This is a genomic window from Mycolicibacterium neworleansense, assembly GCF_001245615.1.
Lineage (GTDB): Bacteria > Actinomycetota > Actinomycetes > Mycobacteriales > Mycobacteriaceae > Mycobacterium > Mycobacterium neworleansense.
Window position 1 is genome coordinate 643561 of sequence record NZ_CWKH01000003.1, and the last position, 24217, is coordinate 667777.

The window sequence follows — 24217 nt, forward strand, 5'->3', positions numbered from 1 at the left end:
CGGCCGGCGGGCCCAATGCCGTCGGGCAGATGCTGGGCCTGGTCGGCGACGAGTGGACGCTACTGGTGATGCAACAGGCCCTGCTCGGCGCCACCCGCTACGGGCAGTTCACGGCCCGGCTGCCGATCTCCAATTCAGTCCTGACCCGCCGTCTCGCGTCCCTCACCGAAGATGGCCTGCTACAACGGCACCGCTACCAGAAGCGCCCGCCACGTGATGAGTACCTGATCACCGCGCGGGGCCGGGCGCTGTGGCCCGTGCTGGTGTCCATCTGGGAGTGGGAACGCCACTGGGTGCCCGAACACCGTGAGCCACTGCCGGCGATGCGGCACCTGGGCTGCGGCGCGGAGTTCACACCAGTGCTCAGTTGCAGCGGGTGCGGAGACCCGGCGGCGGCAGGCGACGTGACCGCCGCCTGGGGACCGAGCGGAGGCTGGTCGCGGTCACTGCCCACGACGACGACCCGACGCCGATCCGCCGACGATCGGCGCGACTCACCGTCGGGCCTGTTCCCGCAGACCATGAGTGTGCTGGGAAATCGCTGGGCCTTCGCGATCCTGGTCGCGGCCTTCACCGGTACCAGCCGATTCTCCGAGTTCCAACGGGTACTGGCCGCCCCGCCGGCGTCGATTGCCGACCGCCTGCAGACGTTCCGGGCCAACGACATCCTCACCACCACCGATGAGGACAAGCAGTACCGGCTGACACCGAAAGGCGCGGCATTCCTGCCGGTGTTGGTGACGGCGCTGGCCTGGGCGCAACGGTCCTTCCCAGCCGCCGAAGGCCCCGCCGTGATCCTCACCCACGCGCACCGGGGCCACACCTTTTCCCCGGCGCTGAGGTGTGATCAGTGCGGTCAGCGGCTCACCGGGCCAACCGTGTCCGCTGTCGAACTGCCATGAGCGGCACCGCGAGCCCGGTCAGCGCGACGGTTACCCACACGGGGCCGAGGTTGCCGGCCGGACCGGTAAGCGAGGCGGCGGCCAGCATCGGCCCGCAGGTGGCCCCGAGGTTGAGCGCGGCCGTCGCGTACGAGCCGCCCATCGTGACGGCGCGGGATGCCGCGTAAAGCACCTGGGCGATGAGGGTGCTGCCGACGGCGAAGGCCGACATGCCCTGGATGAAGACCAGGATCAGCACCGCGACGGGATGGGAGGCTAACGCCACCAACGCAATCCAGCCGACAAGCAGCAGCGGGCCGCCCGCCGCGACGATCACGCCGGGACGGTCATCGGAGAAGCGGCCCGCCACGGTGACCCCGAGGAATGATCCGAAGCCGAACAGCACCAGGACCACCGGCACCCACAGCTCTCCCAGTCCCGCGGTGCCGGTGACGATCGGCGCCAAGAAGGTGAACGTGGCGAACGTGCCGGCATTGACCAGGGCAGCGCGCAGCATCGCCGATCCCAGCCCAGGCGATCTGAGCTGAGCCAGCTCGTCGCGCAGCGATGGCGCATCCGGGACCCGTCCCGAATACCCTTCGGCACGACTAGAAATCCCGTGCAGAATGCCGAGAGCTGCGGGGAGGCAGAGCAAGGCAATCGCCCAGAACGTCGCCCGCCATCCCAACACCGCACCGAGCATCGCGCCACCCGGGACGCCCGCGATCGTGGCCACTGTCGTGCCGCCGAGCAGGATCGACAGCGCGCGTCCCTTTCGGTCGGCCGCCACCAGCGTGGCAGCGGTGCTCAGCGCCACCGCCAAGAACCCAGCATTGGCCAGCGCGGCGATCACGCGGGTCGCGAAGAGTACCTGAAAGTTCGGCGTCATCGCACCGACGACATGGCAGAGCGCAAAGACAACCACGCACCCGAGCAGGCTGGTCCGTGGCGGCCACCGGCGCGCGAGTGCCGCCATGACCGGTGCGCCGATTACCATGCCGACCGCGAACGCAGAGGTCAGTAAACCGGCGGCGCCGACGGTGACACCGAGGCCGGCGGCGATGTCCGGAACCAGTCCGGCGAGCATGAATTCCGAAGTGCCCATGGCGAAAACGGCCAGGGCAAGCAGGTAGAGAGCAAAAGGCATCGAGGGCTCCGAGGTAAGAGAACGAACAGGAGACGTCTCGTCACCACGGTCAGCACCCAACAGGCGCGGAAGGACCTGAGGAGTCAGTGATTGCGGGGGCTGACGGCGTGACCGAAAGCCCCCATCTCATGCGCTTCCGGGCTCGACATGCCGCCACCCTACTAAACGCCCGCGGCCGGAACGCAACCGAATTCGTCTGACTCCCGGCCGGCCGAGTGGCCATCAAGAGGTTGCTGCTGGCCGCTGCGGACTCACCGGTCACACTGGCGGCGGACGGGGCGCACCGTCATCGCCGCAGCTGCACACGCGGCGCCAGCAATCCCGTTCGACTCCGCGACGGTGTGGCGCACTCTCCCGGCACTACGCGGCCTCGCGACAGCCGCCATGCCGGGGTACGTGGCTGTGACATGGTGAAACCATCAAGAAAACCGACAAGAAAATTCTGGCACTCCTCATGGCCGAGTGCTAATATCGGCGTTGCACAGTGATTGGCTGCCTGCCAGGGTGGCGGGCTCTGAGACGGTACGGGAGGTGAATTACTGTGCTTCGTTTTGATCCGTTCAGCGACCTTGATGTTTTGACCAGGAGTTTGCTGACGAATGATTCCGGGTCAACTCGTACGCCGAGGTTCATGCCGATGGACCTCTGCAAGATCGGTGACCATTACGTTCTGACGGCCGACCTCCCGGGCATCGATCCGGGCTCGGTGGACGTCAATGTGGACAACGGCACGCTGACCATCTCGGCCCATCGGACCGCGCGCTCAGAAGAGTCGGTTCAATGGCTGGCCAACGAGCGGTTCTTCGGCAGTTACCGACGCCAGTTGTCGCTCGGCGACGGAATCGATACGTCGGCGATCTCCGCCACATATGAGAACGGTGTCCTCACCGTGACCATCCCTGTGGCAGAACGTGCCCGGCCCCGCAAGATCGAGGTCGCGCACGGTACCGACCGCAAGTCGATCGAAACCACCACAGTCGACGCGGATTAGTCGGTCTGCCCGCGGCGGTCCAGCCTGAACTTCAGGTTGGACCGCACTGCGGGCCATTCGATGTCCAGGATCGAATAAACGACGGTGTCACGACGGGATCCGTCGGGTCCCAGCTGGTGGCTGCGCAGCACGCCGTCGAGTTTGGCGCCGAGCCGCTCGATGGCCGCCCGGCTGGCGGAGTTGAAGAAGTGGGTGCGGAATTCCACTGCCACACAATTCAACTCGTCGAAGGCATGTCCCAGCATCAGCAGTTTGGTCTCGGCGTTGATGCCGCTACGCCGAGCCGCGGCGGTGTACCAGGTATGCCCGATCTCCAGCCTGCGGTTCGGGCCGTCGACATGCAGATAGCTCGACGACCCGACCAACCTGCCGTCGAGGTCGCGCACCACGAAGCTGACGCCGTGGTCGGCCGCACGCAGCTCGAGCATCCGCTGCACCCACTCGGTGGCTCCGCCCGGTTTGGGCGTCATCGTGAACCAGAGCGAACCCAACTCACCATCCGCGGCGACAGCGTCGATCTCAGCAATGTGCCCGGTGGTCAACGGCTCCAACTTCACCCAGCGTTGCCCGGTCAGCTCGACCGGCTTGACGAATTCGCTCACCAGATCCATCCCTTGCTCTTCGTGCAAGCGCTCATCGGCCCAACGTCGACAACAAGGACCACACCGAACACAACCCGGCCAGCACCGCCATCGCCGCCCCCAGATAGAGCCCGTAACCCGCGGCCACCGGCCCTTTGACGTTGAGCATGTAGTACCACACCGTCAAGGCCACCAGGGTCACCGAAATCAACAGCCCGGCAGCCGAAGCCCACCGTTGCGACAGGCCGCGCCCGGCCATCGCACCGGCCACGATCAGGCCGGAACCCAGCAGGACGATCAGCTGCCCGGCGCCGAAACCGCGTGGCAGCACGATGCTTCCCACCGCGCCGCCGATCGCATTGGCCCGGCCGCCGCCGTCGACCGAGGTGGTCAGCCAAGGCAACCAGGCGACCACCACCAGGACGGCGGCACACAGGGCTACCAGCCACCCTGGACGTAGACGAACCATGACGACGAGACTATCGGTTGTGAGCGAACTACCCGACTGGGCCAGACGGCTCGATCTCGCCCCGCACCCCGAGGGCGGCTGGTACCGCGAGACCTGGCGCAGCGAACTGGCCATCCCCCAGTCCTCGCTGCCGTCGGGCTACTCCGGGCCACGCAGCGCCGGCACCGCGATCCTGTTCCTGCTGATGCCCGGCCAGCAGTCGGCCTGGCACACGGTGCGCAGCGCCGAGCTGTGGTTCCACCACCGGGGCAGCCCACTGGTCCTGGAGGTCGGCGCGCAAAGAGACGCGGCGACAAGCCTTCTGCTGGGCCCGGATGTGTTGGCCGGGCAGCACCCGCAACTGCTGGTGCCGCCCGGCCACTGGCAACGTGCGATGCCGCGCGATGACGAGCCCGCCCTGGTCAGCTGTGTGGTGGTGCCGGGCTTCGACTTCGCCGACTTCGCCCTCAGCCCTGCAGCGACGACAGATTGAACTCGGCGCCGGTCGGATCGGCCACTGCGGCCAGCCGCCCGTAAGGCGTGTCCTCGGCCGGGCGCACCACCGAACCACCGTTGGCGACGATCAGCTCGATGGTCTTGTCGACATCGTCGGAGCCCAGGAACGAGCACCAGTGCGACGGGGCGCCTTCGGGCATGATCGCGGCGCCGTCCATCACCCCGACGAGCGCCTCACCATCGAAGTTGGCTGTGCTGTAGCGGAATTCATCGGAGTCCGACACAGTCTCGGTGGTCCAGCCGAACGCCGTGCGGTAGAAGTCCAGGGCCTTGGCATAGTCGCGGGTGGTCACCTGGTGATACACCGGTGCACCGGCTTCGTTGAACACCGCGAAACCCTCGTGCCCACCCGGCTGCCAGACGCCGAAGACGGACCCCGTCGGGTCGGTCATCATCGCCATCCGGCCCTTGGCCGGAATGTCCATCACCCCACCACAGTTGCCCCCGCCTGCCGCGGTCACCGCGGCGACGGCAGCATCGGCGTCGGCGGTGTGCAAATAGACCGTCCAGGCATCCGGCGCGTTCCACTGCGGGTCATTGCGCATCAGCCCGGCCACCACCTGGCCGTCGACAGATGCGGTGACGTAGCCGCCGTATTCGGGGCCACCGGTTTCGAACGTCCAGCCGAACACTGCACCGTAGAACTGCTTGGCGCGCTCGAGGTCAGAGGTGGCCAGGTCGGTCCAGGTGGGGGCGCCCAGCGGGGCGCTCTGACGGGTAACCACGATATGTCTCCTCCATGGTGAGTGGTCGGTCATGCATACCGACCACCGGCACCGGGAAAACTCATCGCCGACCGCCGAACAGGGCTATCCGTAGCGCTGAGCGATCCTGGCGCGGTGCTCGGCAGGCGCACCGAACAGCGACCGGTCGAGCGCGGCCCGCTTGAGATACACATGGACGCCGCTCTCCCAGGTGTAACCGATGCCGCCGTGCAGCTGCATGGCCTTACCGGCCACCTCGACGGCAGCCTCGGTGCTGTAGGCCTTCGCCATCGACACCGCGCGTGGTTCGGGCGCCGTGATGGCGGCGGTCACCAGCTGCCGGGCCACCGAGATCCGCACGAGCATGTCGGCGCAGGCGTGCTTGACGGCCTGGAACGAGCCGATCGGACGGCCGAACTGCCGGCGGGCCCCGGTGTAGGACACCGTGGCGTCGAGCATGGCCTGGGCGACACCGAGACTGTCACAGGCCACCGCGAGTGCGGCGCGTTCGGGCAGTTTCTGCAACTGTGCCGCGGCGTCGCCGTCGAATCGCCACACCGCATCCTCGTCGACCTCCACGCCCTCGGCCGTCACGGTGGCCAGCCGGCGGGTCTCGTCCAGCACCGGCTGCTCGGTGACCGTCAACCCGGGTGCGCCGGCCGCCACATCCACCAACACCGCGACGCCGTCGGCGTCACGAGCCGGCAACAGCAGCCGCTGAGCTCCTGCCGCGTCGGACACGAAGCCGGCCCGGCCGTGGACGCGCCAGCCCAGTCTCGTGGTGGCCAGATCGAAGGGCGCCGGCTCCCCGCCCCCGGGTAGGGCAAGCGCGACGCGGGTTTGCCCGGCCACCACCGCCTCCACCAACGCATCGCGGAACTCGTTGGGTCGCACCGCATCGAGGGCGCCGATGGCCAGCACTGCACTTCCGAGATAACTGGTGGGCGCCGCGGCCCGGCCGATCTCCTCGCAGATCACCGCGACCTCGGCGAACGTCGCACCAGCGCCGCCGGATTCCTCGGGGGCATCCAGTCCGACCCAGCCCGCCGATACCAGCAGCGGCCAGTCGAGGCTGTCCTTGGCCAGCAGATCGCTTGCTACCGAACGTAGCTCGTCATGGATGTCGGAGAAGTCGCTCATCACACCGCACTCGGTTCTCGGGGCAGGCCCAGGCCACGCTCACCGATGATGGTGCGCTGGATCTCGCTGGCTCCGCCGGGGATGGTCCACTCCCACGATCCGATGAAATCGAGCATCCAGGCGCCCGATTCCCAGCCGCTGGAGGCCGGTTTGGCCAACACGGTGTGGGCGTTCAGGCCACCGATCTCCGCACCGAATCCGGTCATCCGTTGCAACAGCTCGCTGTAGTACAGCTTGACGATCGAGGCGTCCGCCGGACCGGCCCGCCCCGCCTCGGTACGTTCCACCAGGTCGCGGCAGAGCCCGCGCAGGCCGGTCAGCTCGATCTCGAACTGCGCCAGCCGATCTGCCACCGCCGGATCCTCGACCGGAGCGGCTTCCAGCAGCCAGTTGAAGCCCGCATTGCCCAGCCGTTCGGACAGCTCCAGCATGGTCATGCCGCGCTCGGCGCCGAGCGTGGCCTGCGCGACCTGCCAACCCTTGTTCACCGGGCCGATGAGATTGGTCGCCGGGACCGCGACGTCGTTGAGGAAGATCTCGCAGAAGTGCGAATCCCCCGCCGCGTTGCGGATCGGCCGCACGTCGATCCCGGGAGTGGTCATGTCCATCAGGAAATACGAGATACCGTGCCGTTTGGGCGCTTCCGGATCGGTGCGGGCCAGCAACAGGCACCAGTCGGCGTGCATCGCACCACTGGCCCAGAGCTTCTGGCCGTTGACGATGAACCGGTCAGCTGCGACGCTGTCGACCTTCGCCGTGGTACGCAGGGCAGCCAGATCTGATCCGGCCTCCGGCTCAGAGAAACCCTGCACCCAGATCTCACCGTCGAGGATGGCGGGCAGGTGCCTTTGCTTCTGCTCGTCGGTACCTGCGGCGAGCAGGGTCGAGGCGGCGTGATGGATACCGACGAAGGCCAGCACCAGCCGCGGCGCATCATGGGCGGCCAGCTCCTGGTACAGCACGATCTGCTCGGCAACTCCCATGCCGCCGCCCCATTCGGCAGGCCAGTGCGGCACCGCGTAGCCGGCGGTGTGAAGTTCGGCGAACCAGGATTTCTGGAACGCCACGAACTCGTCGGCACTGACGCCGGTCTGCTTGGCACGCCAGTCTTTCGGAACGTGGGTGGCGCACCAGTCCCTTACCGTGGCCCGGAACTCGTCGAGGCCGGTCATGACGAGAACAATCCGGTGAGTCCGTGCCGTCCCAGGCGCGCGGTCAACGTGTCCCGGGTCTTGGACACCCCGAAGGGCAGGCGGCGCACGGGCTGGCTGTAGCGCGACAGCCAGGACAGCGTGGTCTCATCGCAGAAGCCGACCGCGCCGTGCAGTTGGTGGCACACGCGGAACACCACCTCGGCGGCCTCGATGGCGGCCAGCCGCAATGCCAGGGCGTCGTTGATCGCCTCATCGGCGGCGTTGGTGACCACACTCCACAGCGCGTACCTGGCCAGCATGTCGACGCCGCTGCGCTCCACCTCGGCGTCGGTGAGCTGGAACTGCACACCTTGGAACGACGACAGCGGCTGGCCGAACTGCTTGCGCAGGCTGACGTGTGCGGTGGTCAGGTCGATGGCGCGGTCCAGCATGCCCAGCAGGGTCCAGGACGGCAGCGTGAGGGCCAGGGCGACGTCGTTCAACCCCGCACTGTCCACGGCGGCCAGCTCGAGGGCGGTGGCGAAGGACGGGCCCGGCGCGCCGAGTTTGGTCACGGTACTGCGCGCACCGTCCAATGTGACAGCGGCCCAACGGTTGTCCAGCCCCTGTAACGGTGCCTCGGGCGCGGTTGCGTCGACGACGATCAGGCCGTCGACCTCCATGTCTTGCGGGCGCGACAAGCGCTCGGCCACCGGGTACGGCAGCGCCCAATAGCCCGCGCTGCGGCACACCGCAGCAGCGGCCTCCAGTGCGTCGGCGTCGGCGCGCGGTTCCAACTCCAAGACGCCCAGACCGTCGAGTACCGGCGTCACCATCTCGGCGCGAGTCTCTGGTTTGGCGTCGGCCTGGGCCAGCAGCTGATCGCCACCGGCGGACTCGAACGCCTTGAGGGCTTGGCGGCCATATTCTTTCGCGTCATCGCTGAGATCGAGGATCATCGCCGTCACGCCTTTCCGGCCAGCATGGTCCGCGACAACAGGATGCGCTGCATCTCGATGCTGCCCGAGGACACCGTGGATGCCTGCGAATACCGCCAGTGGTCCTCCACCTCGGCGCGGAAGTACTCGATGCGGCTGTCCTCGCCGCGCGGCAGCGCGGCCGCCATCTCCATGAGCACCTCGGCACTCTCCTGGTCCAAACGCGTCACCGCGATCCGATATGCCGCGGAGTCACCGGGATTCACCCGTCCGGTGGCCTGCATCGACACCACCCGGTAGGCCATCAGCCTGGCCCGGCGACAGTGGGTGAGCATCCGGGTCCACCGGCCGCGCAGTTCGGCGGGCAACTGCTCCCACTGCTCGCCGAGTACCTCGGGGGCGGTCTGCAGCAGCCGCTCGCAGCGCGCGTACCGGGCGATGCCGACGCGCTCGAAGGACACCACGTCCTGCACGATCGACCAACCTTGGTCCACGGTGCCCAGCACATCGGCCTCGGTCACCTTGAGGTCATCGAAGAACACCTCGTTGAGATGGTGCGGGCCCATCATGGTGCGGATCGGACGCACCTGGATGCCCGGGGAATCCATGGGTACCAGGAAGATGGTCATGCCCTGTTGTTTCTTCTCACCTTTGGAGGTGCGCGCCAGCAGGAAGCACCACTGCGCCATCGTGGCGTAGGAGGTCCAGATCTTCTGGCCGTTGACGCGCCAGCCGTCGTCCTCCCGGCGGGCGAAGGTCCGCAGCGAGGCCAGGTCCGAACCCGCCTCGGGCTCGGAAAAGCCCTGGCACCAGATCACTTCACCGTTGGCGATCGGCGGCAGGTGCTTGCGCTGCTGCGCTGGCGTGCCGTGCCGCATGATGATCGGCCCGACCCAGTTGACGCCCATGTACTGGGCTCCGCGCGGCTCGTGATGCGCCCACATCTCCTCGCGCACCACGGTCTGCTCCCACACCGAGGCGTCGCCGCCGCCGAACTCCTTTGGCCACGACATGCACAGCAGATGCTGCTGTGCCAGTGTCCGGCAGAACTGCTGAGCCACCGCCAGATCGGCGGGGTCATCGGTGAACGCGCCGAGAAAGTCGGCGGGAACCTGGTCGGCGATCAGCGCACGCAACTCACCGCGCAGCGAGTCGGCCACCTCACCAAAATCGAAATCCACTCCTGGCCTTTCTATCGCGGGCCGAGCTCAGCGAGCACCTCGGCGGTGTCGGCTCCGAGTTCCGGTGCATATCCGGCGACGCGGCCCGGGGTTCGGGAGAACCAGGTCGGCACACCGGGCATCCGTACCCGGCCGTGCGGGGTGTCGACGGTCTCGAACAATCCGACCGCGTTGAGGTGCTCGTTCTCGAACAACTCATCCGGCGTGAGCATGGGCGCCGCGGGAATCTCCAACTCCGCGAACAGGTCCAGCCACTCGGCGGTGGTGCGCTCCTTGAGGGTCCGGGCGACCAGCCCGTACACGGTGTCGATCTGCCGGGCCCGCTGCTCCAACGTCGCGTATTCGGGACTGTTCCAGGACGGCTGCACCCGGTCGATGAACGCATTCCAGTGCTTGTCGTTGTAGATCAGCGCGGCGATGTGACCGTCCTTGGTCTCATACGGCCTGCGGTTGGGCGTGACCGCCCGCGGGTACACCGCGGGCCCCAGCGGGGGGTCGAACATGGCGCCGTTGGCATGCTCGACCAGCATGAAGGAGGCCATGGTCTCAAACATGCTGACCTCGACCTCCTGGCCCTCGCCGGTGCGTTCCCGGTGGAACAGCGCCATCGTGGTGGCGTAGAGCGCGGTCAGCCCGGCCACCTTGTCGGCCATGATGGTGCCCACGTAGGAGGCGTCTCCGGTCAATTGCTGTTGCACGGCAGGCAATCCGCACTCGGCCTGGATGGTGTCGTCATAGGCGGGACGGTCGGCGTCCGGGCCACGACGGCCGTACCCGTAGCAGTTGGTGTAGACGATGCCCGGGTTGATCGCGGCCACGTCGTCGTAGCCGAACCCGAGCTTGGCGATGGCCTTGGCCCGCATCGAGTGGATGAACACATCGGCATCGGCGATCAGTGCGCACAGGTCGGCCTTGCCCTCGGGCGACCGCAGATCCAGCACCACGCTTCGCTTGCCACGGTTGACGTTGACGAACACGCCGCTCATGCCTGGCGCGGGCCCCACCGAGATGTAGCGGGTGTTGTCGCCCGCCGGGGTTTCGACCTTGATGACGTCGGCGCCCATGTCCGCCATGATCTGCGTGCAGTAGGGTCCCATCACCATGGCGGTGAGGTCCACCACCCGAACGCCCTGCAACGGACCGGATCTCATGAGCTGACCCCCTCTGCCGCTCGTCCGAAGCTGTAGCGGATGTGGTCGGCATGCCCGTCGGGCACCACGGGGAAGATCACCGGCTCGGACAGATCGCGGATCGCCTCCACCTGCTCCCCCACTTGTTCGACTGTCCACGACGGTTGGTACACGCCTGGGCTCTCGGCCACGACCGCGCGGGCGATCCGTCCGGCGATCGCCACGAAGAATTCGCCGCTCACCGAACAGGATTCATGGGCCAGCCAGCCGACAGCCGGGGCCACCAGGTCCGCGCCCATCGGCGGGTACGCCGAGGTGTCCAGGCCCTCGGCCATCCGGGTCACCGCGCCCGGCACGATCGCGTTGCACAACACGCCTTCGACGGCGCCCTCCAGCGCAACCACGTTGCACAACCCGAGGATCCCGGCCTTGGCCGCGGCGTAGTTGGCCACCTCGTGGTTGCCGTACAGGCCGCCGATCGACGAGGTCAGCACCACACGGCCGTACCCGGCCGCGCACATCAGCGGAAACGCCGGGCGCACAACGTGGAACGCGCCCCGCAGATGCACGTCGAGCACGGCCTCAAAATCGTTGTAGCTCATCTCCTTGAGCGGCGCCCGCCGGACGGTGCCCGCGTTGTGGATCAGGATGTCGATACGGCCGAAGCGTTCGACGGCGGCGTCGACGATGGCCTGCCCGCCGTCGGGCGTCGCCACCGAATCGGTGACGGCGACGGCTTGTCCACCGGCCGAGACGATTTCGTCGACGACATCCTGCGCGGGCGTCGAGTCGGTGCCGTCACCGGTGAGACCGCCACCGGGATCGTTGACCACGATCTTCGCGCCCTTCGACGCGAGCAGCAGGGCGTATTCGCGGCCCAGTCCCCGGCCGGCGCCGGTGATGACGGCGACGCGATCGTCGAATCTGAGTGTGCTCAAGCGAAGGGCTCCTCGCCCTCGAGTTTGGTGCGCTGCAGCAGCCGCCCCGACGTCGGGTCATACGGCGTGGCCCGGTGCATGGTTCCGGTGTTGTCCCAGATCACCAGGTCACCGACGGTCCATTTGTGCCGGTACGTGAAATCGGACTGGGTGGCCCAATCCCGCAGCCGCACCAGCAGCTCGGCGCTCTTGCGGAAATCGACATCCACGATATGTCGCGCAGTGGCGCCGAGCACCAGCGACTTGCGGCCGGATTGATGCGTCCACACCAGCGGCAGTTCCCGGTCACCGATCGCCATCATGCGGCGCAGCGTCTTCGCGCTGGGCTCGGGGTCGTAGTAGAACAGCGTGTTCCACGCCGAGTGCATGACCCGCAGCCCGTCGATGTCGGCCTTGTCCTCGTCGGACAGATCGTCGTAGGCCGCATAGGTGTTGCAGAACTCGGTGTCGCCTTCTTCCGGGTTGCCCAGCGCCACACTCTGCAGCAGCGAAGCCAGGATCGGAACCTCGTTCATGGTTCCGTCGATGTGCCAGTACAGCGAGCCCTTGAGATAGTCGGCCTGCTTGTTCACCTCGGTGTCCAGCGACACCTTGTAGAGCTTCTCGCCCTGGTGCTCGGGGGCGAAGGTGCCGAGGGTTTCGGTGAAGGCGATCTGCTCGTCATCGGTGAACCCGATCTGCGGGAACACCAGCACGCCGCGCTGCTCCAGCAGTTCCCGGATGCGCCCGGCATGCTCGCCGGAGAGCAGCGTCGCCTTGTCGGAGCGGATCTCGGTCCCGATGCGCGGCTTGATGTCCCGGGTCTGCAGCGCAGTGGTCGTCGTCATGTGAGCTCTAATCCGTCGAGGTCGCCCTTGGCCCGCCATTCGGCGATCAGCTCATCGAAGGCGTAGAACCCGGGCGAGTAGAAATCGCCGAGAAATGCGCCGTTGCGCTCGGCGCCGCCGCGTCCCTCGTTGTTGTAATAGCCCGGCGTACAGGACAGTTCGAAGGCCGAGTTGTCGATCGACAGTTCGCGGACCGTCGCCACCCAGGCATCCTGGCCCTCCTGGCTCGGCTCGACCGTGCCGGCACCCCGGTTCTGCGCCTCGGCGATGATGTAGGCAATGTGCTTGGCCTGCTGTTCGAACATGGCCGTGGTGTTGGCTGACACGCCGCCCTGAATGAACCCCATGAAGAACTGGTTGGGAAATCCGCGGCTGGTCATCCCGTGCAGGGTCTTGTAGTCGTTCTGCCAGTAGTCGAACAGCGACAGACCGTCGCGGCCCACGATGTTCTCGATCGCGAACCGGCGGCTGATCTCGGTGGAGATCTCGAAGCCGCTCGCGAAGATGACGCAGTCGACCTCGTATTCGACACCGTCGGCGACGATGCCCTTCTCGGTCAGCCGTTCCACGCCCTTGGATGCCGACACGTCGACAAGCGTCACGTTGGGCCGGTTGAACGTGGCCAGGTAGTGCTCGCTGGATGTCGGCCGCTTGCACATGAATCGGTAGTACGGCTTGAGCGCCTCGGCAGTCGCGGGATCTTCGACGATCTCGGCCACGTGGCGGCGCAGCCGCTCCATGATCTTGAAATCCTCTTCCTCGCGGAACGCCATTATCTGCTCGATGGTCACTTCTGCGGGGTTCTCGCTGGCCGCGATCCGGGCGGTCAGGTTACGACCGAGCTCGGTCCAGAAGTCGCACACGAGATCTGGTTCGCCGAACACCACCCCGACGAACGGCGACCAGTTGTGGAAGTTGCGCTTGCGCTCTTCCTGCCAGCCCGGCTGCAGCGCCGCGGCCCAGGCCGGATCGGTGGGTGGGTTGGTACGCGCGTCGACCGAGGACGGGGTCCGCTGGAAGACGAACAGCTGCTCGGCGTCACGGCCGAGGTGCGGTACCAACTGGATGCCGGTCGCACCGGTGCCGACGAGGGCGACGCGTTTGTCGGCCAGTTTGTGCAGGCCGCCGTCGGCGTCACCGCCCGTGTAGTCGTAATCCCAGCGTGCGGAGTGGAACACGTGCCCCGTGTAGTCCCTGATACCGGGGATGCCCGGCAGCTTCGGCCGGTTGTAGGAGCCTTGCGCCATGACGACGAACCGGGCCCGGATCTCATCGCCCCGGTTGGTGCTGATCTGCCAGCGCTGTGTCGCGTCGTCCCAACGCAGTTCGCGCACCTGGGTGGAGAACAGGGCACCGTCGTACAGGCCGAAATGCTTGCCGATGTTGCGGCAGTGCTGGAAGATCTCGGCGCCGTCGGCGAACTTCTTGCTCGGCATGAAGTCGAGTTCTTCGAGCAGGGGAATGTAGCAGTAGGCGTCGTTGTCGCACTGGATTCCCGGGAAGCGATTCCAGTACCAGACCCCGCCGAAGTCGCCGGCCATCTCGATGACCCGGATCCCCTCGACCCCCGCCTTCTTCAGGTAGGCCCCGGCCAGCAGGCCGGCGAATCCGCCGCCGAGGATGACGACATCGGCATCCTCGACGATCGGATCCCGTTCGGTCACCGTCGTATACGGGTCGACCTCATAGAACTCGGCGAACTCGCCTTCCAGTTCCAGGTACTGGTCGGCACCCTCGGGCCGCAGCCGTTTGGCCCGCTCGGCGGCGTACTTCTCCCGGATCGCGTCGATGTCGATGTCGGTGGGGACGTCGGTGGGACCACACGGTTGGATCATGCGTTGGCCTTCTCCGGCAGGGCGGCCGCGTGCAGCGGAGCAGGCATGTCGTGCACCGCGGGCAAGACCTCGGCCGCGAACAGCTTGGTGGACTCCATGGCCTTCTCGTACGGCATGGTGCCGAACTGCGGGACGATGGTGACCTCACAGAACGAGCAGGCCTCCTGCGCGGCCTTGAGCTTTTCGAACACTGTCTCGGGGGTCCCGATCAGCAGGTTGGACGCGTGGTATCCGGGCGGACCGCCCTTCTTCTGGTTGCCCACCTCAGACGCGAGCACCGCCGTCGCACTTGCCTCGCGGGCGGCGTAGGCCTCATAGCCCTTGACGCCCTTGAAGTTCGACGCGTCGGCAAAACCGTAGTGCACGTTGACGTCGCGGTTGGCGGTCCAGATCCACTCCTCGGTTTGGCCGACCTCGTCCTCGGAGCCCACGCAGTACATGAACATCACGTTCTTGGGCTGACAAGGCCCCAGGCCTTCTTCGGCGCGGAAGGTGTTGACCTTGCGCACCTCTTCGCCGGCATCGGTGATCGGCTTGTTGCCGACGAACAGCGGGACCATGCCGCGCCGCGACAGGATCTCCAGCGACTCGGCGGTCGAGGATGAGCTGTAGATGCGATCGAACAGGTCGGTGCTGATCGGCTCGGGGCGCAGCGACATCTCCGGGAAGCTGAAGATCTTGCCGTCGTAGGAGAACCGCTCACCGGAGAAGGCCAGCTTGAGGATGTCCAGCGTCTCGTTGAAGCGGTCGCGGCTCTCCTCACGCGGCACACCGACGGCGGCGAACTCCCCCTTCGACACACCGCGGCCCAGGCCGATCGTGGTGTAGCGACCGTTGGAGACGATGTCGAGATAGGCGATCTGGGTGGCCAGCCGGATCGGGTTCCACCACGGCACCACTGCCACGAAGGTACCCAGGCTGACCCGCTCGGTGCGTCCGGCGAAGTAGGTGAGGGCCTGAATCGGGTTGGGCGTCATGCCATATGGCGTGCCGTGGTGTTCGGGGAACCAGATCCCGTCGAAGCCCAGCGGTTCGGCGAGATCACCGAGGGCCAGCGCGGCCTGCACGCACTTGTAGTCCGGCGTGGCGGGCGGGGTGCTGAAGTCCCCGGCGAGCACCCGCTCCCAGTCCTGGGAGTTCTGCGCTCCCGTACCCAGATTGACTTTCATTTACGGCTCCTTATCGGGCGATTTGTGCACGTTCACGCGCCGTGGGCGTTGGTGGGCGTGCACAAATCACTGGATGTCGGTGGGCTCTCCGGTGCCCATGTACTTGGAAAGTTGGTAGTGCAGGTTGACCGTGCTGCGTTCGCGATAGGGATTAGGCAGAGTTCCCGGGAAACCCGCCGATTTCATCCCCTGTTGCACCGCCGCCATATTCGAGAAATCCTGCGGCAGCACCGACAGCCAGTTCGGTGAGTCCTTCGGGGTGTAGGCCCACTCGGTCTGCGGCTCTTCACCTTTGGGATACAGCTCGAAGACGGCGACCTCGAAGATGCACTTGTCCGGGTTGTAGCTCGGATCGGGGCGCGCGCTGTAGCACAGCGCGCTGGTCAGACCCTGCCCCACTTGGAAGTTCGGGAAGATCTGCCAGGCCGTGCCGCTCTGCCCCAGGATGTCGGGCGGGATGGTCGGCCAGATCACGCCGCGCGCCTCGTCGTCGCGGCGGGCCGAGGCCAGCCAGTGCTGCAACACCTCGTCGGCGGGGGTGCCCTCGGGCAGTTCGTCGACCAGTCGCTTGGCGGCATTCACCAGTGTGTTCGTCGTCGTCGCATTGGTCTCTTCCATGGTGTACACCTGCATCTCGGCGGTGGAGATGCGCGGATCACCGGTGCCCAGGCGGATCTTGGACTTGGTCTCGTCCATACCTTTCGGCGCGTCGTACCCGATGTTGCTGTGCTTGCCCTGCGCCTTCGCCCAGCCCTTGAACTCGCCGAACTGGTTGAACTCCGGGTGCGTGGTGAACACGTGGTACGTCTCGTTGAAGGCCTCCATCGCGACCTTCCAATTGCAGTCGAAGTACAACCACTTGCGCCACTTGTAGCGCATGTTCTCCAACCCGAACGGGTCGAGGATCTTGGCCGCCGGGTACAGGTAGTCGATCAGCGGCTCACAGTGCGGGTCCATGTTGATGAACAGCCACCCGCCCCAGGTATCCACCTGCACGGGCGCCAGGTGCGTGTTGCTCGCAGTGAGTTTGCCCTGCCAGTCGTCCTGTTCCCGGATGTGTGTGCAGGCCCCGTCGAGACCGTACGTCCAGCCGTGGAACCCGCAGACAAAAGACTTCCGGGCTCGGCCGGTCGCGTTCTTGGCGCCCTCGGGATTGTCGATGAGCTTGCGGCCACGGTGCATACAGACGTTGTGGTGGGCAGTGAATTCGTTTGGACCCGTCCGCACCACGATGATCGAGTCGTCGAGGATGTCGTAGGTCAGGTAACTGCCGATCTCCGGGATCTCCTCGACCCGGCCGACCTGCTGCCACACCTTGCGCCACAGCCGATCCCGTTCGGCGCGGGCGTAATCCGCGGAGATATAGGCCTCGACCGGGATGGTCGTCGGCGCAGAAAGGTCCTCGGCGATGACGCCGGTCGAGTCGTCCGGTTCGGCGTCGACTTCCATCGCGGCGTCGAGATCGGATTCGGTATGGGCCACTAGATCCTCCTGATGGCTTCGCGGAAGGATTCGTCCTTGAGGAACAGCGAGGTGTTGTCGGCACCGAGATGCGTCCAGCGCAGGTTCAGCCCGCCGTCGACCAGGATGGTCTGGCCGGTGATGTAGCTGGACAGATCCGAGAGCAGGAACAGGATGGCCCCGGCCTGCTCCTCGGGAGTGCCGCGCCGGCCCATCGCGATCGCCCGCTGGTCCCGGTCGGGGTCGGCGTCGACATAGGTTGCCGAGGCGGCGGTTTCGGTCACCCCGGGGGCGACGGCGTTGACGCGGATGCCGTCCGCGGCGAGCTCGGCGGCCATCGTGCGGGTGGCCGCGACGATCGCGGCCTTCGCGGTGCCGTAGGCCACGTGATAGGGCGCGGTGTTCATACCGCTGATCGAGGACACCGACACGATCGAGCCCGGATTGCCTTGCGACCGAATCTCGGCAGCCACCGCCTGACTCATGAAGAACATCGTTTCCAGGTTGGCGGTGAACAGCTCGCGCCAGTCGGCCCGCGACACGCGGGTGGCCGGCATCCAGGTGGACGGGGCGGCTCCGCCGGCGACATTTACCAGGCCGTACAGCGCGCCGTCTGCCTGACGGGCCGCTTCCAGCACCGTGGCGATCCCGTCATCGGTGGAGGCGTCGGCGGCCACGGTCATGACCTTCAGCCCCTTGTCGGCCAGCGGTGCGACGTGGGTGTCGAGGTTGTCCTGTGAGCGGCTGACCGCAACGACGGTCGCCCCGGCCTCGGCCGCCATCCGCGTGACGGTGGTGCCGATCCCGCCACCGCCGGCGCCCGACACCACCACCACCCGACCGTCCAAGCTCAGGGAACTGTCCATTCGCATCCCCTGCCGATTCGTGTGCCTCATTTGTCCGGACAATAAATGACGATCTTCATATTGGAGAACACTATTCCGCAGCAGTTATTCAACCGTCAAGGGTGGATCTGAGGTTCCTGGCGGCTATTGTCTGGACTACAGCGAGTTGCTAACGTCCGAGGTCATGAGCCCCCCTCTGGTATCCGATGCGAGATACACCGCAAACCCGTCCGTGGCCGCGGACTGGACGCTGGAGCAGGTCACCGGCCCGAGCCGGCTGTTCGGCGCGAACGGGCTGCGCACCGGCCCGGACGGCCGCATCTACGTCGCACAGGTGACCGGCAGCCAGATCAGCGCGCTCGACCTGGAAACCGGGCGGCTGGAAACCGTCAGCGCCAAGGGCGGCGACATCATCGCCCCCGACGACGTGGCCTTCGACCCGGCAGGCAATCTCTACGCCACCGAGGTGATGGATGGCCGCGTCAGCGTGCGCGGAGCCGACGGTGCCACCCGCGTGCTGCGCGACGACGTCCCCTCGGCCAACGGCATCACCTTCCATCAGGGCCGGTTGTTCATCGGCGAGTGCCGGGAGGGCGGTCGGCTCATGGAGTTCGACCTGGCCGGCGGCGCCCCGCGGATCCTGCTGGAGGACGTGCCCTCACCCAATGCCATGGAGGTCGGGCCCGACGGCCTGCTCTACTTCCCCGTGATGGGCGCCAACGAGATCTGGCGCATCGATCCCGATGGCGGCCGGCCCGAGGTGGTGGCCGGCGGGTTGGGCGTCCCGGACTCGGTCAAGTTCGACGCCGACGGCTACATCGTGTCCACCCAGGTGGCCAGCGGCCAGGTGCTGCGCATCGATCCACGCACCGGTGAGCAGACCCTGCTGGCCCAGTTGAACCCCGGCCTGGACAACTGCACCTTGGTCGACGGCCGGCTGTTCGTCTCGAACTTCACCGGTGAGATCACCGAGATCCTGTCCGGCGGCAGCACTCAGGCCCTGCTGCCCGGTGGGTTGAACTGGCCGCTGGATCTCACCGTCGGCCCCGACGGCAATCTCTATGTCGCCGACGGCACCTACTTCTACCGGGTCGGCGCCAACGGCGCCCTGGAGACTGTCGCGATGCTGTTCTCGCCCGGCTACCCGGGCTTCCTGCGTGGCGTAACGGCTTCGGGGCCAGGGGAATTCATCGTCACCACTGCGGCCGACACCGTGACCCGCTATCGCCCCGGCGGCGCCGAGGACGAGGTGAGCCAGGTGCTCGCCAGCGGCATCGACCAGCCCTACGGCGTGACACAGGCCCCCGACGGTTCCGTGGTGGTCGTGGAACAGGGTGCCGGACGGCTCCTCTCGGTCCGCGAGGGTTCGGTCAGCGTGCTGGCCTCCGGCCTGGACACCCCGGTCGGTGTGGCGATCGCGCCCGATGGCGCACCGCTGGTATCGGTGGCCGGCGCCGTCATCCGGGTGCACGGCGGCAGTGTCACACCGCTGGTCGACGGATTACACACGCCGCACGGAGTCCTCGTGCGCGACGGCGTACTCTACATCGTCGATTCGGGCAGCAAAGAAATTGTCGAGTACGAATACGATACCGCGGCCCGCACCACGATCGCCACGGGACTGCCGGTCGGACCGCCGCCCGGGGTGACCCCCAAGCCGCTCAAGGGCATGCCGCCGTTCTCCGGTCCACAGGGCCCGTTCGCCGGGATCACCGCGGGACCCGATGGCACGCTTTATATCTCGGGCGACGGCGACGGCAGCGTCCTGGCGCTGCGCAGAGGCTGACACCATGACTGTCACACCGGCCGACCACCGCTACCTGCAGGTCGCACGCACCCTGCGCAAGGAGATCGTCGACGGGGTGTACCCGGTGGGCGCACAGCTGCCCACCGAACACGAACTATGTGAGCGGTTCGAGGTCAGCCGGTACACCGTCCGTGAGGCGCTACGGCGGCTGCGCGACGACAACCTGGTCATCTCCCGCCCGCGGGCGGGCACCACGGTGGCACCGCGGGCCGCCACGAATACCTATGCCCAGGACGTGGTCTCGATCAACGACCTGCTGGCGTTCGCCACCGGCGCCCAGTTCACCATCGAGTCCAACGCCATGGTCACGATCGACGGTGAGTTGGCCGAGCGCACCGGGCTCCCGCTCGGTGAGCAGTGGCTGGCGGTGCGTGGCTACCGGCAGGCCGACGGCGATGTGGCACCGGTGTGCCGCACCGAGTACTACATCAACCGCAGCTTCGCCGCCGTCGGCCGGCTGCTGCAACGCCATTCCGGACCGATCTTCCCGCTGATCGAGGATCTGTTCGGCGTCAGCATCGTCGAAGTGCACCAAGAGATCTCGGCGATCGTCACCTCACCCGAACTGGCCGCGGGACTCAAGATCGCCGCGGGCAGCGCGGCCCTGCAGATGCAACGCACCTACACCACCTCCGACGGGGAGATCGCCCAGGTCACCGTCAACACCCACCCGTCGGACCGGTTCCGGCATGCCATGACGATGCGCCGGGTCAAAGGCTGAGTCGGGGTGCGAAACCTGGCGGGACAGGACCAGACCCGTGCGGCCGACGCGTACGCCCGGGGTCTGTGGGGGTCCGCGACCTTGGCCGGCGCCCTGGCCGATGCGGCGCGCGACGCCCCCGGGCGCGTGCTGATGGTCGACGGCGACATCACGCTGACGGCGCGCGAATTGCACGACCGCGCCCGGGCTCTGGCGATGCGGCTGACCGAGTGGATGCCCACCGGCAGCGTGGTGTCCTTCATGCTGCCCAACTGGCACGAGGCGGCCATCATCTATCTGGGCGCCACCCTGGCCGGCATGGTGGTCAACCCGATCCTGCCCTCCCTTCGCGACCGGGAACTGCGCTTCATCCTCGATGATGCTCACAGTCGCGCGATCTTCATCCCCGCCCAGTTCGGTACCCACGACTACGCCGCGATGCTCACCCGGGTGTGCGGCCAGTTGGACACGCCACCGGAAGTGGTGGTGCTGCGCGGGGATCCGGGGCCGCACCACACCTTCGACACCCGCCCGGCCGCACCGGACCGCGATCTGCCCGCGCTCGACCCGGACGACATCCGGATGATCATGTACACCTCGGGCACCACCGGACGCCCCAAAGGAGTACTGCACAGCCATAACTCGATCAACGCACTGATCCTGCAGCTGCGCGACCACTGGATGATCGACCCTGGCGACACCTTCCTGGTACCCTCCCCCATCGCCCACATCGGCGGCTCCATCTACGCCTTCGAATGCCCGCTCTTGCTGGGGAGCACCGCGGTACTGATGCAGCGCTGGAACGCCGAGCACGGCGTCGCCCTGATGAGCGAACGCAAATGCACCCACATGGCCGGGGCCACACCATTTCTGGAACAGCTGCTCGGGGCCGCCGAGCGAGCCGGCACCCGGCTACCCGATCTCAAGGTGTTCATCTGCGGTGGCGCATCGGTGCCGCCGTCGCTCATCCGGCGGGCCTCCGGCTATTTCGAACGCGCCGTGGTCAGCCGGGTGTACGGCTCTACCGAGGTTCCGGTCACCACCGTCGGCGCACTGGAACCCGGAAGCGTCGAGCACGCTGCCGAGACCGACGGCCGGCCCGGCATCGCCGAGATCCGGCTGGTCTCCGGAGAGATCCGGGCCCGGGGCCCGCAGATGCTGCTCGGCTACCTGCACCCGGAGGACGAGATCGAATCCTTCGACGAAGACGGCTTTTTCCGCACCGGCGACCTCGGCCGATGGGTCGACGGCGACTACCTGCAGGTGACCGGGCGGGCCAAGGACCTCATCATCCGCAACGGCGAGAACATTTCGCCCAAGGAAGTCGAGGACATCCTGGTCGGTCACCTCGGCATCGTCGAGGCAGCCGTGGTCGGCGTACCCGACGACCGCACCGGGGAACGCGCCTGCGCGGTGCTGGTGACCGCGGACGGCCGGTGCCCTGACGTCTCGGAGGTGGGCCGGGTGTTGGCCGAGCACGGGTTGGCCCGGTTCAAAACACCCGAGCGGGTGGAAGTCTGGGATGCCCTGCCGAAGAACGACGCGGGCAAAGTGCTGAAACATCACATCCGAGCGACTCTGAAGGGGCACGACTAATGCAGGTTGCGATCGTCACCGGAGCCAGCAGCGGCATCGGATTCGGGTGTGCCACCAAACTCGCCGAGGCCGGGATGGCCGTGCTCGGAACCGGCCGCGACACCGACCGGCTCGCCGAACTCGAACGGGCCGCCCCGGACCAGATCGCGACCCTGGCAGTCGACCTGACCGACGACGACGCGCCGCAACGCATCGTCGAGGCCGCGTCGACCCGCTGGGGTCGCATCGACTTCTTGATCAACAACGCCGGTGTCGGCAGCCCCAAGCCCTTGCACGAGACCGATGACGAAACGCTGGACTACTTCCTGGGTTTGATGCTGCGGGCGCCGTTCCGGCTGGCTCGCGACGTGATCCCGCACATGGGACCCGGCTCGGCCATCATCAACGTCACCTCCACGTTCGCCGTCGTCGGCGGACTGCGCGGCGGCGCGTACTCCGCCGCCAAGGGTGGATTGACGGCGCTCACCACGCACATCGCCTGCCAGTACGGGGCCCAGGGCATCCGGTGCAACGCGGTGGCGCCCGGTGTCACGGTGACGCCGATGGTTGAGCAACGGCTGCAGAACGAGGGTTTCCGCAAGATGCAGACGGAGATGACGCCGCACACCCGGCTGGGCCGGGTCGAGGATATTGCGTCCACCGTCGCGTTCCTGTGTTCCGACGGAGGCAGCTTCATCAACGGACAGACCATCGTCGTCGACGGCGGCTGGAGCTCGACGAAGTACCTGTCCGATTTCGCACTCAGCGCCAAGTGGGTTGCGGAATGAACACTTTCGCGGTGCTCGACCAGGCCGCGACGAGGTTCGGCGACCGGGGCGCGGTGTTTCTGGGCGAACGCCAACTGCTGACCTGGGCCCAATTGCGTGAGCGGGTGTTGCGACTGGCCACCTCGCTGAAGGCACTCGGCGACCGCGGCACCCGCGTCGCCGTCGCCAGCGAGAACCGGCCCGAGATCGTCGAGCTGATGTTCGCGATCTGGGCTGCCGAGTGTGCGTTCGTGCCGGTCAACTACAAGCTGCATCCCCGCGAGATGGCCGACATCTTGGCCGATTCCGGTGCGGCGCAGGTATTCGCATCGGCCAAGATCGCCGACGGCCTGGCGGCCACCGACGTGCCCGTCGAGACCATCGGCGGCCAGGCTTACTCGGATCGATTCGGTGCCGAAGCTGCCGACCCCCCTTTGAGCGACCCGGGTTCACTGGCCTGGCTGTTCTACACCAGCGGCACCACCGGAAAATCCAAGGGCGCCATGCTGTCCCACCGCAACCTGCTGGCGATGACGGTGGCGCACCTGGCCGACTTCGACGACCCGGACGAGAACTGCAGCCTGATCCACGGCGCCCCGATGTCCCACGGGTCCGGCCTGTACATCCCGCCGTACGTGCTGCGCGGCGCCCGCCAGGTGATACCGGAGTCCGCGGCATTCGAACCCGACGAGTTCCTCGATCTGTGCGGCCACCACCCCGGCAGCAGTGCTTTTCTGGCCCCGACCATGGTGCAGCGGCTCGTTCAAACCGGCCGGCCCCGCCCGCAGAACCTCAAAACCGTTGTCTACGGCGGCGGTCCGATGTACGTCGACAGCCTCAAGAAGGCGCTGGCCGCCTACGGGCCGATCTTCGTGCAGCTCTACGGGCAGGGCGAGGCACCCATGACGATCACCGGGCTGCGCCGCCGGGACCACGTCGATGCCGACGACGCGACACTGGGCTCGGTCGGCTATCCGCGCTCCGGCGTCGAGGTGGCCGTGCTGCACGAGGACGGCACGCAAGCCGCCGTCGACGAGATCGGCGAGATCGTCTGCCGCGGCGACGTCGTCATGTCGGGCTACTGGAACAACCCAACCGCCACCGCCACGACGCTCAAGAACGGCTGGCTGCACACCGGCGACATGGGTTCCTTCGACGCGCACGGCTACCTCACCCTGCGCGATCGCTCCAAGGACGTGGTGATCAGCGGGGGCAGCAACATCTATCCCCGCGAGGTGGAGGAAGCGCTGCTGGAGCATCCCGACGTGATCGAGGCCGGCGTCGTCGGCGCACCCGATGCCGACTGGGGCGAGGTGGTGGTCGCCTTCGTGGTCGGCGACGTCGATGCGGCAGCACTCGATGCGCATCTGCTGGAACGCATCGCCCGGTTCAAACGGCCCAAGCGCTACGAGTTCATCGACGCACTGCCGAAGAACAGCTACGGCAAGGTGCTCAAGCGGGAGCTACGGGACCAGTTGAAGTAGCCATGGACGGGTGGGTTGC

General features: G+C 67.0%; 23 protein-coding genes. 8 read left to right on the top strand and 15 right to left on the bottom strand.

Annotated features, from left to right (window positions below):
- Window positions 1-29: 29 nt before the first annotated feature.
- Complete coding sequence (locus tag BN2156_RS27635; protein ID WP_090518611.1) at window positions 30-902, top strand: winged helix-turn-helix transcriptional regulator; 873 nt, start codon at window positions 30-32, stop codon at window positions 900-902.
- On the opposite strand, the gene BN2156_RS27640 is transcribed toward BN2156_RS27635, so the two are convergent.
- Window positions 865-2028 carry a Cmx/CmrA family chloramphenicol efflux MFS transporter gene (locus BN2156_RS27640; RefSeq protein ID WP_090518130.1) on the bottom strand — a complete coding sequence of 388 codons (1164 nt, stop codon included), beginning with the start codon at window positions 2026-2028 and terminating at the stop codon, window positions 865-867. The genes BN2156_RS27635 and BN2156_RS27640 overlap by 38 nt on opposite strands.
- A 541-nt stretch (window positions 2029-2569) precedes the next feature.
- Between BN2156_RS27640 and BN2156_RS27645 the strand changes: the two genes are divergently transcribed.
- Window positions 2570-3019: an Hsp20/alpha crystallin family protein gene (locus BN2156_RS27645; protein WP_090518131.1), complete on the top strand. Its 450-nt coding sequence runs from the start codon at window positions 2570-2572 to the stop codon at window positions 3017-3019.
- Here BN2156_RS27645 and BN2156_RS27650 read toward each other — a convergent pair.
- Both BN2156_RS27650 and BN2156_RS27655 read right to left on the bottom strand, forming a co-directional pair.
- Window positions 3016-3621, bottom strand: coding sequence for a GNAT family N-acetyltransferase (locus BN2156_RS27650; RefSeq protein WP_162490987.1), 606 nt, complete (start codon window positions 3619-3621; stop codon window positions 3016-3018). The genes BN2156_RS27645 and BN2156_RS27650 overlap by 4 nt on opposite strands.
- A 31-nt stretch (window positions 3622-3652) precedes the next feature.
- Window positions 3653-4069 carry a hypothetical protein gene (locus BN2156_RS27655; RefSeq protein ID WP_090518133.1) on the bottom strand — a complete coding sequence of 139 codons (417 nt, stop codon included), beginning with the start codon at window positions 4067-4069 and terminating at the stop codon, window positions 3653-3655.
- A 19-nt stretch (window positions 4070-4088) separates the two neighbouring features.
- Here BN2156_RS27655 and BN2156_RS27660 point away from each other — a divergent pair, with 19 nt between their 5' ends.
- Window positions 4089-4541, top strand: a complete 453-nt coding sequence (locus tag BN2156_RS27660; protein WP_090518134.1) for a cupin domain-containing protein — start codon at window positions 4089-4091, stop codon at window positions 4539-4541.
- Here BN2156_RS27660 and BN2156_RS27665 read toward each other — a convergent pair.
- From BN2156_RS27665 to BN2156_RS27720, 12 genes are all read right to left on the bottom strand, one after another.
- Entirely contained in the window at window positions 4516-5289 is a 774-nt protein-coding gene (locus tag BN2156_RS27665) for a VOC family protein (protein WP_090518135.1), read from the bottom strand. The genes BN2156_RS27660 and BN2156_RS27665 overlap by 26 nt on opposite strands.
- Before the next feature lie 84 nt (window positions 5290-5373).
- Window positions 5374-6408: an acyl-CoA dehydrogenase family protein gene (locus BN2156_RS27670; protein ID WP_090518136.1), complete on the bottom strand. Its 1035-nt coding sequence runs from the start codon at window positions 6406-6408 to the stop codon at window positions 5374-5376.
- Window positions 6408-7580: an acyl-CoA dehydrogenase family protein gene (locus BN2156_RS27675; protein WP_090518137.1), complete on the bottom strand. Its 1173-nt coding sequence runs from the start codon at window positions 7578-7580 to the stop codon at window positions 6408-6410. The genes BN2156_RS27670 and BN2156_RS27675 overlap by 1 nt, the downstream gene beginning before the upstream one ends.
- Window positions 7577-8500 (bottom strand): acyl-CoA dehydrogenase family protein, encoded by a 924-nt coding sequence (locus BN2156_RS27680; protein WP_090518612.1) that lies wholly within the window; start codon window positions 8498-8500, stop codon window positions 7577-7579. Before BN2156_RS27680 ends, BN2156_RS27675 begins: the two co-directional genes overlap by 4 nt.
- A gap of 5 nt (window positions 8501-8505) precedes the next feature.
- Window positions 8506-9660 carry an acyl-CoA dehydrogenase family protein gene (locus BN2156_RS27685; RefSeq protein ID WP_090518138.1) on the bottom strand — a complete coding sequence of 385 codons (1155 nt, stop codon included), beginning with the start codon at window positions 9658-9660 and terminating at the stop codon, window positions 8506-8508.
- 11 nt (window positions 9661-9671) lie between these two features.
- Window positions 9672-10811: a CaiB/BaiF CoA transferase family protein gene (locus BN2156_RS27690; protein WP_090518139.1), complete on the bottom strand. Its 1140-nt coding sequence runs from the start codon at window positions 10809-10811 to the stop codon at window positions 9672-9674.
- Window positions 10808-11728, bottom strand: coding sequence for an SDR family NAD(P)-dependent oxidoreductase (locus tag BN2156_RS27695; RefSeq protein ID WP_090518140.1), 921 nt, complete (start codon window positions 11726-11728; stop codon window positions 10808-10810). Before BN2156_RS27695 ends, BN2156_RS27690 begins: the two co-directional genes overlap by 4 nt.
- On the bottom strand, window positions 11725-12555 hold the full coding sequence (locus BN2156_RS27700) for a TauD/TfdA dioxygenase family protein (protein WP_090518141.1): 831 nt from the start codon (window positions 12553-12555) through the stop codon (window positions 11725-11727). Before BN2156_RS27700 ends, BN2156_RS27695 begins: the two co-directional genes overlap by 4 nt.
- A complete protein-coding gene (locus BN2156_RS27705; protein ID WP_090518613.1) occupies window positions 12552-14387 on the bottom strand; it encodes a flavin-containing monooxygenase in 1836 nt (611 codons plus the stop codon). Before BN2156_RS27705 ends, BN2156_RS27700 begins: the two co-directional genes overlap by 4 nt.
- Window positions 14387-15559: an LLM class flavin-dependent oxidoreductase gene (locus BN2156_RS27710; protein ID WP_090518142.1), complete on the bottom strand. Its 1173-nt coding sequence runs from the start codon at window positions 15557-15559 to the stop codon at window positions 14387-14389. The genes BN2156_RS27705 and BN2156_RS27710 overlap by 1 nt, the downstream gene beginning before the upstream one ends.
- Window positions 15560-15625: 66 nt before the next feature.
- Complete coding sequence (locus BN2156_RS27715) at window positions 15626-17041, bottom strand: aromatic ring-hydroxylating oxygenase subunit alpha (RefSeq protein ID WP_090518143.1); 1416 nt, start codon at window positions 17039-17041, stop codon at window positions 15626-15628.
- Window positions 17041-17886, bottom strand: coding sequence for an SDR family NAD(P)-dependent oxidoreductase (locus tag BN2156_RS27720; RefSeq protein ID WP_090518144.1), 846 nt, complete (start codon window positions 17884-17886; stop codon window positions 17041-17043). Before BN2156_RS27720 ends, BN2156_RS27715 begins: the two co-directional genes overlap by 1 nt.
- Before the next feature lie 163 nt (window positions 17887-18049).
- Here BN2156_RS27720 and BN2156_RS27725 point away from each other — a divergent pair, with 163 nt between their 5' ends.
- Genes BN2156_RS27725 through BN2156_RS27745 form a run of 5 tightly spaced genes read left to right on the top strand, consistent with a single transcriptional unit; the run spans window position 18050 to window position 24198 of the window.
- Entirely contained in the window at window positions 18050-19651 is a 1602-nt protein-coding gene (locus tag BN2156_RS27725; protein ID WP_090518145.1) for a Vgb family protein, read from the top strand.
- Window positions 19652-19655: 4 nt separating this feature from the next.
- Window positions 19656-20393, top strand: coding sequence for a GntR family transcriptional regulator (locus BN2156_RS27730; RefSeq protein WP_090518146.1), 738 nt, complete (start codon window positions 19656-19658; stop codon window positions 20391-20393).
- A 15-nt stretch (window positions 20394-20408) separates the two neighbouring features.
- Window positions 20409-21968, top strand: a complete 1560-nt coding sequence (locus tag BN2156_RS27735; protein WP_090518614.1) for an AMP-binding protein — start codon at window positions 20409-20411, stop codon at window positions 21966-21968.
- Window positions 21968-22735: an SDR family NAD(P)-dependent oxidoreductase gene (locus tag BN2156_RS27740; RefSeq protein ID WP_090518147.1), complete on the top strand. Its 768-nt coding sequence runs from the start codon at window positions 21968-21970 to the stop codon at window positions 22733-22735. Before BN2156_RS27735 ends, BN2156_RS27740 begins: the two co-directional genes overlap by 1 nt.
- Entirely contained in the window at window positions 22732-24198 is a 1467-nt protein-coding gene (locus tag BN2156_RS27745) for an acyl-CoA synthetase (protein ID WP_090518148.1), read from the top strand. The genes BN2156_RS27740 and BN2156_RS27745 overlap by 4 nt, the downstream gene beginning before the upstream one ends.
- Window positions 24199-24217: the final 19 nt, after the last annotated feature.